14 protein-coding genes are annotated in these 13,484 nt (G+C 42.8%); all 14 read right to left on the bottom strand.

Features of this window, described 5'->3' with window-relative positions; genetic code table 11:
- Positions 1 to 175: 175 nt before the first annotated feature.
- The gene (locus MJB10_RS11715) at positions 176 to 1,117 is read right to left on the bottom strand and encodes a dipeptidase (protein WP_314805021.1); all 942 of its coding nucleotides are present in this window, start codon (positions 1,115 to 1,117) and stop codon (positions 176 to 178) included.
- Positions 1,118 to 1,258: 141 nt separating this feature from the next.
- Positions 1,259 to 1,519 (bottom strand): stage V sporulation protein S, encoded by a 261-nt coding sequence (locus tag MJB10_RS11710; RefSeq protein ID WP_028558349.1) that lies wholly within the window; start codon positions 1,517 to 1,519, stop codon positions 1,259 to 1,261.
- Between the two features lie 76 nt (positions 1,520 to 1,595).
- The gene (locus tag MJB10_RS11705; protein WP_314805018.1) at positions 1,596 to 2,390 is read right to left on the bottom strand and encodes a TIGR00282 family metallophosphoesterase; all 795 of its coding nucleotides are present in this window, start codon (positions 2,388 to 2,390) and stop codon (positions 1,596 to 1,598) included.
- Positions 2,391 to 2,511: 121 nt separating this feature from the next.
- The gene (rny, locus tag MJB10_RS11700) at positions 2,512 to 4,050 is read right to left on the bottom strand and encodes a ribonuclease Y (RefSeq protein ID WP_314805017.1); all 1,539 of its coding nucleotides are present in this window, start codon (positions 4,048 to 4,050) and stop codon (positions 2,512 to 2,514) included.
- 386 nt (positions 4,051 to 4,436) lie between these two features.
- On the bottom strand, positions 4,437 to 5,129 hold the full coding sequence (locus MJB10_RS11695) for a regulatory protein RecX (RefSeq protein WP_314805016.1): 693 nt from the start codon (positions 5,127 to 5,129) through the stop codon (positions 4,437 to 4,439).
- Positions 5,130 to 5,214: 85 nt separating this feature from the next.
- The gene (recA, locus tag MJB10_RS11690) at positions 5,215 to 6,258 is read right to left on the bottom strand and encodes a recombinase RecA (RefSeq protein WP_314805015.1); all 1,044 of its coding nucleotides are present in this window, start codon (positions 6,256 to 6,258) and stop codon (positions 5,215 to 5,217) included.
- 170 nt (positions 6,259 to 6,428) lie between these two features.
- Positions 6,429 to 7,679 carry a competence/damage-inducible protein A gene (locus MJB10_RS11685; protein WP_314805014.1) on the bottom strand — a complete coding sequence of 417 codons (1,251 nt, stop codon included), beginning with the start codon at positions 7,677 to 7,679 and terminating at the stop codon, positions 6,429 to 6,431.
- A 41-nt stretch (positions 7,680 to 7,720) separates the two neighbouring features.
- The gene (gene pgsA / locus MJB10_RS11680) at positions 7,721 to 8,308 is read right to left on the bottom strand and encodes a CDP-diacylglycerol--glycerol-3-phosphate 3-phosphatidyltransferase (protein WP_314805012.1); all 588 of its coding nucleotides are present in this window, start codon (positions 8,306 to 8,308) and stop codon (positions 7,721 to 7,723) included.
- Positions 8,305 to 9,633: a 30S ribosomal protein S12 methylthiotransferase RimO gene (gene rimO, locus MJB10_RS11675; RefSeq protein WP_314805006.1), complete on the bottom strand. Its 1,329-nt coding sequence runs from the start codon at positions 9,631 to 9,633 to the stop codon at positions 8,305 to 8,307. The genes pgsA and rimO overlap by 4 nt, the downstream gene beginning before the upstream one ends.
- Positions 9,634 to 9,761: 128 nt before the next feature.
- Positions 9,762 to 10,253, bottom strand: a complete 492-nt coding sequence (locus MJB10_RS11670) for a YajQ family cyclic di-GMP-binding protein (protein ID WP_310500257.1) — start codon at positions 10,251 to 10,253, stop codon at positions 9,762 to 9,764.
- Between the two features lie 143 nt (positions 10,254 to 10,396).
- A complete protein-coding gene (locus MJB10_RS11665) occupies positions 10,397 to 11,278 on the bottom strand; it encodes a helix-turn-helix domain-containing protein (protein ID WP_314805001.1) in 882 nt (293 codons plus the stop codon).
- Positions 11,279 to 11,330: 52 nt separating this feature from the next.
- Entirely contained in the window at positions 11,331 to 12,074 is a 744-nt protein-coding gene (locus tag MJB10_RS11660) for a DUF3388 domain-containing protein (protein WP_397386627.1), read from the bottom strand.
- A 144-nt stretch (positions 12,075 to 12,218) separates the two neighbouring features.
- A complete protein-coding gene (locus MJB10_RS11655; protein WP_314804997.1) occupies positions 12,219 to 13,073 on the bottom strand; it encodes a hypothetical protein in 855 nt (284 codons plus the stop codon).
- A 91-nt stretch (positions 13,074 to 13,164) separates the two neighbouring features.
- Positions 13,165 to 13,416, bottom strand: a complete 252-nt coding sequence (locus MJB10_RS11650; protein ID WP_314804995.1) for a DUF3243 domain-containing protein — start codon at positions 13,414 to 13,416, stop codon at positions 13,165 to 13,167.
- Positions 13,417 to 13,484 lie beyond the last annotated feature (68 nt).

Genomic DNA, 13,484 nt, shown 5'->3' with positions numbered 1-13,484 from the left:
AAGAACATTTGATAAGCTAAATAGTTAGTAATTAAGGATGATGCAATAAAAAAATTCTTTCACTTGTCAACCAAATTCTATGCCTTTACAGAGTAAATTGCAAGAGGTTTCAGCGTTTCTAAAAGATAGAGTTTTTAGATTGTATCCATATCAATATTAGATTGATTCCCTTCTATTATTGCGGAAGATTAGCCAACATGAAATTGCGCCAATTCCCGTACAGGAATGCCTCCACTTGGGACTCCGTATAGTTTTTACACAATGCATCTATAATATTTCCGTATTGGCCTGTATGTCTCAAATCTTTTACCCAGTGTTCAATCCCGTCAAAATCAGAGCCAAAGCCTACATGCGACTCGCCACCTAACGAACCGACATGATCAATATGCCGAAGAATCGAGGAAATCGGAACATCTGTCATCGAATTTTCCAAAAAGTAAGGCACAAAGGTAATCCCCATTAATCCCTTACATGCGATGATAGCCTTGATTTGTTCGTCTGATAAATTTCTTGGATGAGGACAAAGGCTCTTCGCGTTCGAGTGCGTTGCTACAAATGGCTTCTTATAGATATCCACCAGCTCCCAGAAACCTGCCACCGACAGATGGGATACATCGACTATTATGCCCATTGATTCGATTTCTTTTAACATGCGCAACCCTTTTTTTGTAAATCCACCATTTCTCGGTTCCATAACCCCGTCCGCAGCCCAATTCGCATAATTCCAGGTCAATCCCATCGAACGCACACCTAAGTGATGCAAGATACGTAAATACGTCATATTTCCTGCCAGTATGTCCAAGCCTTCTAAGGTTAAAATCGCCCCAATCTTCTGGGATTGCTCCAAGGCCCGCCAATCAGCTGCGGTACGAATAAACATCATCTCTGGATGATTTAGTAAACGCCTATAGAAAATATCAACCATCTGCAAAATATGATCAAATGATGGATTCGTGATCGACTCTGACAAATACATCGCGAAGCATTGCACCTTCACCCCCGCTCTTTTTAATTTTGGAAAGCAGACATCCAATTCCGTTTCATCCGCGTGAAAATCCAGTCTGTCATTCTGGAACAACTTCGTCAATGCATCACAATGGCCGTCTACGATTCTCATCTGATCCACCCTCCTATTAAACGTACATCTTCCGTTAACAACACAAAAACCTCTATACAGAGGTTTCATAGGTACTGCGAAGTATGAAGTTTTCTCGATCGGCTAATTTAATACGGATTCCATTATGTAGAATGAAATTTCTTATCTTGGCTCGACAATGAGTTTAATCGCTGTCCGGTCCTCCCCATCAATCACAATATCCGTGAAGGCAGGTACGCAAATTAAATCGACTCCACTAGGCGCCACGAATCCTCTTGCGATCGCTACCGCTTTGATGGCTTGGTTCAACGCGCCTGCGCCAATCGCTTGGAGCTCAGCGGCCCCACGTTCACGCAATACGCCTGCCAATGCACCTGCTACGGAGTTTGGATTAGATTTTGCTGAAACTTTTAATACATCCATGAATAGTACCTCCTCGGAAATGATGGATAGCTTCCAATACCCATCATATTCACGGGGCTGTAAAAACATGCTATTTTTAATCCATGAACACTTGATCTTCATCATATCGAATCAAATGAATGGATTTGGCTAACCCTGTTGCATCATTCAACTCAATAACGACAGCATGGAAATGCCATTTTCCTTCATCCGTTACGAATCGAACTGGCAACTGAGTCTTAAACTTCTGAAGCACAGCATTACGCTCAACACCTAGGATACCATCACGAGGGCCCACCATCCCAACATCCGTCACATAAGCCGTTCCTTGAGGCAACACTCGGTTATCATTCGTTTGCACGTGTGTATGCGTTCCTACAACGGCTGAGACCTTACCATCTAAATGCCAGCCCATCGCGATTTTCTCTGATGTCGCTTCCGCATGAAAGTCCACAAACACGAATTTATGCTTTTTCTTCGTATTTTCCAAAATTTCATCCACTTTACGGAATGGACAATCAATCGGCGGAAGGAAAGTACGGCCTTGCAAATTAATAATCAGAATCTCTTGATCTTTCACTTTAATGACCGTATGTCCTTGTCCTGGTGTACCTGGTGGAAAGTTAGCAGGGCGAACCATTTTCTCATCACGATCAATCCAATCAAAAATTTCTTTCTGATCCCAGGTGTGATTCCCCATCGTAATTGCCTGAATGCCCATTTCATAGATTTCCTTGGCGATAGCCGCGGTAATCCCTTTACCCGCCGCTGCGTTCTCCCCATTTGCGATAAACACCGCATTAGGATGCAATTGTTTTAGTCTTGGCATAATATGTTTCAAAGCTTTTCTTCCAACCGAACCTACAATATCACCAATAAATACAATTTTCATAATTTCAATAAAACTCCTTTACTTCTGCCCAAAGGTGCACTCGCCGTTTATTCATAGTATTGACTTACTGCCATGAAAATAACGAAAAGTGGCTGTATCAGCCACTTTTCTCATGTGTAACTTATTTTGCGTATTCAACGGCGCGCGTTTCACGAATGACCGTTACCTTAATATGTCCTGGATAATCGAGTTCACCCTCGATTTTCTTCGTAATATCACGGGCTAAACGGAATGCTTCAGTGTCATCCACTTTCTCAGGTTGAACCATGACACGAACTTCGCGGCCAGCTTGAATGGCGTATGACTTCTCAACACCCTCAAATGATTCTGAAATTTCTTCCAATTTCTCAAGTCGTTTGATGTACGTTTCAAGAGTTTCTCTGCGTGCTCCTGGTCTTGCTGCTGATAAAGCATCGGCAGCGCCGACTAGCATAGCGATAACAGAGGTTGCTTCCACGTCACCGTGATGTGAAGCGATACTATTGATAACGACTGGATGTTCTTTGTACTTCTTACCTATCTCAACACCGATTTCAACGTGCGATCCTTCAACTTCGTGATCTAACGCTTTACCAATGTCATGAAGAAGCCCGGCACGTTTCGCCAAAGTTACGTCTACCCCGAGCTCCCCAGCCATTAAGCCAGCTAGATAAGCTACTTCCATGGAATGTTTCAACACGTTTTGTCCGTAACTTGTTCTGAACTTAAGGCGTCCCAGAATTTTAATCAAGTCAGGATGTAATCCGTGTACCCCAACTTCAAACGTCGCTTGCTCCCCATACTCGCGGATACGCTCGTCCACTTCTTTACGAGACTTCTCGACCATTTCTTCGATACGTGCTGGATGGATACGTCCATCAGCCACTAATTTCTCCAAAGATGTACGAGCAATTTCACGGCGAATCGGGTCAAATCCTGATAAGATTACCGCTTCAGGCGTATCATCAATAATAAGGTCAATACCCGTCAACGTTTCTAAAGCACGGATATTACGTCCTTCACGACCGATAATACGGCCTTTCATTTCTTCATTTGGCAACGAGACAACTGAAACTGTTGTTTCTGCAACGTGATCCGCCGCACAACGCTGAATAGCGAGTGTGATGATTTCTCGTGCTTTCTTCTCGCCTTCTTCTTTGGCTTGCTGTTCGATCTCTTTAATTAATTGAGCCGTTTCATGACGAACTTCTTGCTCTACATTAGTAAGAATAATACTCTTCGCTTCTTCCATTGTAAGACCAGAAATCCGTTCCAATTCTGAGACTTGGCTTTTATAAAGCTGGTCAATCTGTGTTTGTGTATCCTCGATTCGTTTCTCTTTGTTGGCAACTAACTCTTCTTTACGCTCGAGAGACTCTAATTTTTTATCCAGCGATTCCTCTTTTTGCAACAATCGTCTTTCTTGTCGTTGAATTTCATTCCGACGTTCACGAATGTCTTTTTCAGCTTCGGAGCGAAGCTTATGCACTTCGTCCTTCGCTTCCAGAACCGTTTCTTTTTTCAGTGCTTCCGCTTCTTTCTTAGCAGATTCTTTGATCTGCTCAGCGGCAGTTTCTGCACTGGAAATTTTCGCTTCTGCAAGAGATTTACGGATAAAATAACCAATCCCTAAGCAAGCAGCTCCAACAACGAGAATGATCGCGATCCAGATGGCAGTCATCTTGTTCACCTCCTCGTTGGTTTCTCCAAGGTGTTAGCTTGGGACTCCTTCGGTTTTTTAATCCGATTCAATTGTTAACTAGTCATTACATACCCTTCTATAACGAAAGAGTATCGCTTTTAAATGAATGCGCACTGTGCGATAGGGCACTCTAGTGCTAATAATCCATAATCAACAGTGTAAAAATTGGCGGTTTTTACAGCTGTCCTATCAAAATCAATGAAATTAGTATGATTTTGAATACATTATGAAAATATACATTGTTATTTTATCTTTTGTCGAAGAAGCTTGTCAAGCGAATGTCCAAGAGTTGAACAATTAGGCCCAGTTTTTCCAGTTGAAATTATTTAATATCATTAATAAAAAAGAAGCATTAATTAATGACATTAATCATATTCGGTGAATTCTTCGAACAAGTCGGAATCTTCATCACCTAACTCGCTCATGATTACCGCGAAAACCTTCGAAACAATTGCCCCCGTATAGCCCCTCCGCATTAGAAATGCTGCAGTCTTTCGCTTCTTATCCATCGTCTCTCCTGATGATTGTTTCCATTTGGTTCGGGCTATTTTCAAAGCTCCCTCGTATTCATCCTCCGGATTGATGTCTGCCATTGTACTCTTCACAACATTGGGATCAATCCCTTTATACTGGAGTTCTTGCCGAATCAGATTTCGTCCTTTGCGCTGCGTTAGGACACGATTGTCTGTCCACATCTTTGCAAATTCTTCATCGTTTACGTATTTGTTCGCGATTAGTTTCTTACACGTCCAATCAATGATGGGAGCTTCGAACCCCTTTTCCTTTAGCTTCCGTTTCACCTCAGAAATGGCATGCGGACGTCTTCCAACCATAAACAGCGCCTTCACATAAGCTAAGTTTCTTTCCTCATCCAGCAGGATGGCTTCAATACTATGAAGTAACAAGGTCTCCCCTTTATGTAATCGATGTTTCACGAGAATATCTTCATGAACGGAAAAGGCATACGCTTCGTTTAGAAATATATTGTATCGATGTCGGCCTTGTTTCTGCTTCTCTACTTTCGTTATAATTTGCAACTGTTCTTCTTCGCGGTCCAACCTAAGTTCACTCCTCTGCATGAAGAAAGCACCTCAACGCAAGGTTCAGGTGCTTCATCAACTGGCTACTTAATATTTATTCTGTTTATTCTTCAAAAGCTGTGTCCAGCTCATCTTCGTCATCAGTATTTGGACCAACAACTTTAATCAAGTTACTGTTCTCTCTGATTCGCAATTCAATCGTTTCCGAGATTGCTTTGTTCTCTTTCAGGAACTGCTTCGCATTCTCACGGCCTTGACCTAGACGCTCACCTTCATACGAATACCATGCACCGCTCTTATTCACGATATCCATTTCGGTTGCGATATCAATAATACTTCCTTCGCGTGAAATTCCTTCACCATACATAATATCAACTTCAGCTTGTTTAAATGGTGGAGCCACTTTATTCTTTACAACCTTAATTCTCGTGCGATTCCCAACCATGTCATTCCCTTGTTTGATTGTTTCCACACGACGCACATCCAAACGAACAGAGGAGTAGAACTTAAGTGCTCTTCCACCCGGCGTCGTCTCAGGATTACCGAACATTACGCCGACTTTCTCACGCAATTGGTTAATGAAGATGGCAATAACCTTGGATTTATTAATCGCACCAGACAATTTACGTAGGGCTTGCGACATAAGACGCGCTTGAAGTCCAACGTGGGAATCCCCCATGTCGCCTTCGATTTCCGCTTTCGGTACAAGAGCTGCAACGGAGTCGATAACGATGATATCAACTGCACCACTGCGCACGAGTGCTTCTGCAATTTCAAGTGCTTGTTCACCTGTATCTGGTTGGGAGAGCAATAATTCATCGATATTGATACCCAACTTGCTTGCGTAGGATGGATCCAAAGCATGCTCCGCGTCGATAAAAGCGGCTTGTCCGCCAACTTTCTGTACTTCTGCAATCGCATGAAGGGCAACTGTTGTTTTACCAGAAGATTCTGGTCCGTAAACTTCTATAATTCTTCCACGAGGGAATCCACCTATTCCAAGAGCAATATCAAGTGCAAGTGCACCTGAAGAAATCGTTTCAACTTGCATATGTGTAGATTCTCCAAGTTTCATAATGGAGCCTTTTCCGAACTGTTTCTCAATTTGACGTAAAGCATTATCAAGTGCGGCACGACGATCTGACAAAACGACCACTTCCTTCTATGATTATAGGTATATGATAACTTGTTTTGGCACGTTTGCCAAGCATTTTTTCGAACATACATTCGTTTTTTTGCGAACAAACAAAAAACCGTAACAAAGTTATCGCTTTGCTACGGTTCTTCCGTTAACACTCTCTTGATTATAGTTGATTTCTAGTTTTCTTTCAACTGTTTCCACAATTCATAGAGTGCTCTCTTCGCGGCTCTAAGTTTAATCGTTTCTCGATTTCCAGATAGATTTAGCGTGAAAACTTGGGTTATTGCATTCTTTTGAGCTAATCCGAGGTAGACTAGACCAACAGGCTTACCCTCAGACGGGCTTGGACCTGCCACACCCGTTAGGGAAACGCCGAAGTCACTTCCTGTACGTACGAGCAATTGCTCGGCTAGAATGACTGCCGTCTCGCTGCTCACAGCACCAGGAGCTCCCGCTCCCTCCAAAACTTCCATGGGCACACCAAGAAGCTTATGTTTCAACGCATTGGAGTAGCAGATGATGCCGCCAATGAAAGATTGCGAGCTGCCAGGGATCGACGTAAGCAGATCACTTAATAAGCCACCCGAACAGCTCTCTGCAACGGTTAGCGTTAACCCTTTTTTACCAAGAAGCTCTAGAACGATAGTTTCGATCGGCACATCCTGTTCGGCATACAGGTGATCCCCTAAACGTTTCTGAATCTTCGTGATGGTTGATGCTATTTTACGCTCACCTTCCATCTCTGAATGCGCGCGTGTCGTTACACGGATAGTAACCTCACCTTCCTTAGCATAAGGAGCAAGGGTAGGGTCCGATTGATCTTGAATCAAGTCGATTAATTGATACTCAAGGGCAGACTCGCCAATCCCTGCAAACTTCAACATTTTAGAATACAACGGAACCTCATCGGTCATATGTGCTTGCAGCCATGGAATCGCCTGATTCATAAACATTGGCTTCATTTCTTTCGGCGGTCCAGGCAGCAAAATAAAATGTGTTCCCTCATAGGTCAATGCGTTACCTACGGCCAATCCTGTCTCATTATGTAAGGGATCGCTGCCTTCAATCATATTCGCCTGTCGGCGATTGCTTTCAACCATATGAATCCCGCGGGAAGCAAACATCTCTGATATAGCTTGCATGGAAGGTTCATGAATGAGCAGTTGACGCCCCATCCATGCTGCAAGTGTGTCTTTGGTCAGATCATCCTGTGTTGGGCCCAGCCCGCCTGTACAAATGACAACATCGGCACGTGAAGCGGCAAGTTGAAGGCTTGATAAGAGTCGCTCTTGGTTATCTCCGACAACCGTTTGCACATAAACATCAATACCTTGAGCCGCGCATTCTTGTGAGATGAACTGAGCGTTCGTATTCACAATTTGCCCTAAGAGCAATTCTGTACCTACTGCAATAATTTCAGCTTTCACATCGTTTCCCTCCTACGCATAGAAAAAAACAATAGGTTGCCCTATTGTGATTTTTCTGAAAAGTCAATAACATGCTTATTCTTAACAAAGTATTCAATACCAGAGTAAACAGTAATAATTGCTGCTGCCCAACTTGCAACGACATCAAAAGGAAAATGTACAAACGTAAACGGAAAATTATTGATTAGCAAGGCAATAATTGCTGTAATTTGTGCAGCTGTCTTCGCTTTGCCCCAGTTGCTTGCTGCCATCACTGTACCCTCAAGTAAAGCAATTTGACGCAGTCCAGTAACTGCCCATTCTCTACTGATGATCACGATAACGATCCATGCATCAACTTTATCCATTTCCACTAAAGATACAAGCACAGCAGTTACAAGCAACTTGTCCGCCAAAGGATCAAGCAGCTTGCCTAGATTCGTAACCAGATTACGTTTTCTGGCAATGTAACCGTCCAAACTGTCTGTACTTGCAGCAATTATGAAGATTAAGGCAGCAATAATTTGATTATACGTAATGCTAAATTCCTCGATCCGTATATGAGGAAATTTCACCTTTATCAATAGAAAGAACATGATAATGGGTACTAATAAAATTCTCGCTACGGTGATGCGGTTGGCCAGATTCATGCAATGACCTCCCCAGATAAGTCAAACTCATAGGAGTGGGTAATACGTACTTTGGCAAGTTCACCAATGTTTAGCTTCGCGTTCGACACGAATACCTCGCCATCGATCTCAGGTGCATCGAATTGGGAACGGCCAATATAAACATCGCTTCTGCCATCGTATCTTTCAATCAAGACATCAATCTCTTGTCCGATACGGCGTCCACCGCGAATGTTGGAAATTTCTCGTTGAATCTCCATAATAACGTTCGCGCGATATTCTTTCACATCATCTGGAACTTGATCTGGCAATCTCGCTGCTGGTGTATCATCCTCTTTGGAATAAGCGAATACACCAAGACGGTCAAACTGAACGTCACGAACAAACGCCTTCAAGTTTTCAAAATCTTCTTCTGTTTCACCAGGGAATCCAACGATCAGCGAAGTACGCAACGCAACATCAGGAATGGCTTCACGAATTTTACGCACAAGTTCACGTGTATCCTTCTGACGGCCAGGTCTGCGCATTCTTTTCAAAATCGAATCTTCACTGTGCTGTAAAGGCATATCGATATATTTGCACACTTTCGGATTCGTCGCCATCACTTCGATTAGTTCATCGCTGAAGAAGCCTGGATACGCATAATGCAGACGCACCCATTCAATGCCTTCCACTTCACTTACTTTGTTCAGCAGCGTTGGCAGCATGAATTTATCGTAAAGATCTGTGCCATAATTCGTAGAATCTTGCGCGATCAAGCTAATTTCTTTGACACCTTGCGCTGCAAGTGTAGCCACTTCGGCGACGACCGACTCGATACTTCTACTTTTGAACGCACCGCGCATAATCGGAATACTACAAAACGTACATGCGTTGTCGCAACCCTCTGCAATTTTCACATAGGCCGTATAGCGTGGAGTGGTCATCAGTCTAGGTAGATCAGCGTCATAGTTAAATACCGGATTCCCAATTAGAACCGGTTTCTTTCCTCTAAGCGCTTCATCCACAATGTGATTAATTTTGTCAAAATCGCCAGTTCCTACGATCCCATCAATCTCTGGCATTTCTTCCATCAATTGCTGCTTATATCTTTGTGTTAAACAGCCTGACACAATAAGCGCCTTAAGATTCGCCGTTTGTTTTAGGTCTGCCATATCCAAAATGGTATTCACGGATTCTTCTTTCGCCGCATCAATGAACCCGCAAGTGTTCACGATAATAACAGTCGCTTCTTCCTTGTTCTCGACAAGTTGAAAGCCACGGCCATGAATTAAGCCTGCCATAATCTCGGAATCAACCAGATTCTTCTCACATCCGAGAGTTACTACTTTAACCTTTTCTGTCATGAATGAAACAACCTCCAATAGTCCTAGAAAACACTCCCTACCAGTATAATACATGCCCCATAGGGTGTCAAAATGTAAAAACCCCCTACATCCAGGGGGTTTTCTTCCTCATTCAGCTATGACTAGCTCTATTTCATATTAACAAATTGCAAGTCTAACGGAATATCTGCTTTACGAAGAAGGGCAATAACAGCTTGCAAATCGTCACGGCTCTTCCCTGTTACACGGATTTGATCCCCTTGAATTTGAGTTTTTACTTTAAGCTTGGAGTCACGAATTAAAATATTAATTTTCTTCGAGTTTTCTTGATCCACGCCTTGCTTCATGCTAATTTTCTGTCTTACGGTTTGGCCAGCCGCTGGCTCAACCTTGGAATATTCGAGATTTTTAATCGAGATGCCGCGTTTTGTCATTTTGGCATGCATAATATCAAGAACGTTCTGAAGCTTGAACTCGTCATCCGAAGTCACAACCAGCTGATCTTTATCTAGTTTAATACTACTCTTGCTACCTTTAAAATCAAAGCGAGTTAGCATTTCTTTTTCCGCTTGTTGAATGGCATTGTTTAATTCTTGCATATCCACCTTGGATACGATATCAAATGAACTCTCTGAACTCATATTTGGTCAACATCCCTTCCATCAAATTACAATAGCATTATAGCAAGAACATACAAAAAAAGAAATATCCGCTGCCACTAGGCTTCGAATATTTCCTATACCGTCATTTCATTACCCGGGAAAGCGCAGGAATTGCCAAAATGCTAGCTTTTCTGCAAATTCAATTGTACTCGCTTCGGATTCGGTGTATCACCGACAGGAACCAGCGTCCCATTGACCATAAGCTGCAAAGCACTTGCTGCGCCTACATTTAAATAGGCAGAGCTTGGTATGTCAAACAAATCCGTGTCACCATCATTATACAGCTTCTGTCTAAGCAACGCCCCTTTGTCTCCCTCGGGAGTCAATGCGTTAACAGCTATCCAACATGATCCCTTAATTTTAAACTGGATATTTAAATTGGCTGTGCCTGTTATGATGTAGTTATCCACGCCCTTTTCATTGCTGCTAAACTTCACTTGAACCGCAGGCGGTGTCGGCGTTGGTGCAGGAGTTGGCGTCGGAGTGGACGTAGCAACGGTCGTTGCTTTCCCCTCACCTGTCGCGTTCACAGATGAATTCGGAGAGGGGTTCGTCGAATCAGTAATCCGCGGCGTTTGCGTTTGCGTCGGCTTCTCATCCGCAGGTGTGCCTTTATAGTTCTTATATGTATAGTAGTACACAATTCCGAATATTAGCAAAATAAAACAGACAAACATCAGGCTGGAAGCCCATCGGCTCATCTTTTCCGTATTACGGACTCTTGTTCTATTCGAACGAATCACTTCGACGACAGGCTTCTCAATCGCAGGGGACGGATTCGTTGATTGATACATATTCAGAACTTCTGTAGGATCTAATCCTACAGCTTCTGCATAGCTCTTGATAAAAGCACGTACATAGAAACTGCCAGGCAATACTTTATAGTTTCCTTCCTCAATGGCTTCAAGATAGCGTTTGCGAATTTTCGTTACTTCTTGAAGATCATCAAGTGAAATCTTTTTTTCCTGGCGTGTTTTACGCAAAATATAACCTAAATCAGACATATGGTCACCTCCCCGAAGGAATTATTGCATCCTGTTAATGACGTTCAAAGTATTAAAATGGTTCAGATGTATACGTGAAAGAATCATAATTAATTTCTTCATCTGGGCTGTTACGCAGCTCGATAATATAATCAAAGTGATTATAGGTATATTCTGACTCGCGAATAAAAATGTCTGGGTGCTCAATGACCTTCGTCGACGGCATTCCCATAATATCTTGCAGGAGGCTATAATGCTTCTCATTGGAACGAATCGTGGAGACGATCCCGTCAATGATATAAACATTGTTTGGAGCCATTTCATCCTCAGATAATTGACTGCGAACCGTTTGTCTCAACAGTGTTGACGATACGAAAGTCCAGCGTTTATTGGCACATACGCTGCCTGCGATGATGGATTCTGTTTTACCTACACGCGGCATACCGCGCAGCCCCACAACCTGATTCCCTTCTCTTTTGAAAATCTCACCAAGAAAGTCAACAAGAAGTCCTAATTCGTCGCGTGTAAAGCGGAACGTTTTGCGATCATCAGAATCGCGCTCAATGTAACGCCCGTGACGAACTGCCAGAATATCAACCAATTTAGGTGGTCGTAAAGCTGTAATAGTAATATTATCTACTTTTCTCAACATTTTACCCATTAAATCAATTTTTTCTTCATCATTCGTTTGGAGAAGCATGCCTCGTGTACGATCTTCTACCCCGTTAATCGTCACAATGTTAATATCCAGCATCCCCATCAATGAAGCTATATCACCTAATAAACCAGGGCGGTTCTTGTGAATTTTATACTCCATATACCATTCTTTAACGTCCAATTGTTCCACCTCATCATGATCTCTGTGACTCTTCTCTGTCGTCAAACCAGACAATTTACGCCTAGTTAATTAAATTCTACAAATTCCGTCATTTTCCTTCTCTATATGTAGAAATACGTAACATTATTTCATTTTTAGTTCTTTTAGCTCTTGTACATTATAATTCTGAACGCCGCTCTTCCAAGATTTCGATTTCATTACAGCCAAACGGTTGTTCATAATTTGCGGCCAGTTGAGCTCTGCCGTTACAGCGCCTGCGAAATCCATAACAGACACACCCATATTCTTCACCTTTTGCATCTGATCGGCATCCGCTGGACTATAGAAAATGACCCAAGACGCGTGATGCTGAAGAATTTGAAACGATAGTTGTTGATACCACTGAGGATTATTATCCAAAAGCACAATATGATCAGCTTCTTCAGAGGGCGCCCAGGTAGAAGGAATCGGTCGATCGCTGCGCGTCACCCATTCAATAGCCAAGGGTTGAAACACGAGGTCTTGAACAGACTTGTTCTTCATCGTTTCCAATTGTTGCGTATCCACCTGTAGTAATGTCGCTTGGTCACTGACAGCATTCCCCGTTCCAACTGCGAATGGCTGACTCTGCAGAAACGTCCACTTCGCTGAACTCTGACTTGATTGCAATGTCTCATTCGCTGATGGAAAAAGTTCATTTCCCGCTACATATATATAATCATATGATTTCGTTTTCAACTTCGTGGTCACATCTTCATTCAGCGCATTCAGATCCTTCACCCAATCGAATGCGATCGCATTCGAATCTTGCCAATCTTTCAAAGATTGCGCAATCGCTTCCTTGGATGAAGCAGTTAAAGCTGAACTCGTTAACATGAGCACCGACAATTTTTTATCCAGTAACTCTTGTTTTATCACGGGAATCCCGCGATCTCCACAACCCGTAAACAGACAAGCCGTTAATCCTAAAATGAGTGGCAAATGCCATTTCTTCGACATGACGTATGATTCCTTTCCTGCTTAGAAAGCATGCAAAAGCCTCCGAAAGAGGAGGCTTTCACATCGTACTAATAGGATTGTAAAACGGTTATTAACCTTTGTCTACTAATTTTACCATGAGGCGGGCAAGTGTACGTTTGTCCTGCTCGTCCCCAGCATCCCACAACTCTTTGAGTACACGTTCTTGCTCATTTTCTGGATCCACTTTGTCAGCCAAAAATTCACCAATTTGAAAAGCGAGCTTCGCGATCGTTTCCTCACTCATCCCTGCATGTCCCGCCTGACTCACGCGTTCAGCCAAAAACTCTTTCCATTTGTCGAACACCTTAAGTACAGTAGCCATTGTAAGAAGCCTCCTTTGAGTTATGAGAAATGGTCATTACATACGTAATATTCACTTCCCTGAACTGA

The sequence above is a fragment of the Paenibacillus sp. MBLB1832 genome (genome assembly GCF_032271945.1).
Lineage (GTDB): Bacteria > Bacillota > Bacilli > Paenibacillales > NBRC-103111 > Paenibacillus_E > Paenibacillus_E roseopurpureus.
This window is presented reverse-complemented; position numbering and strand designations above follow the sequence as displayed.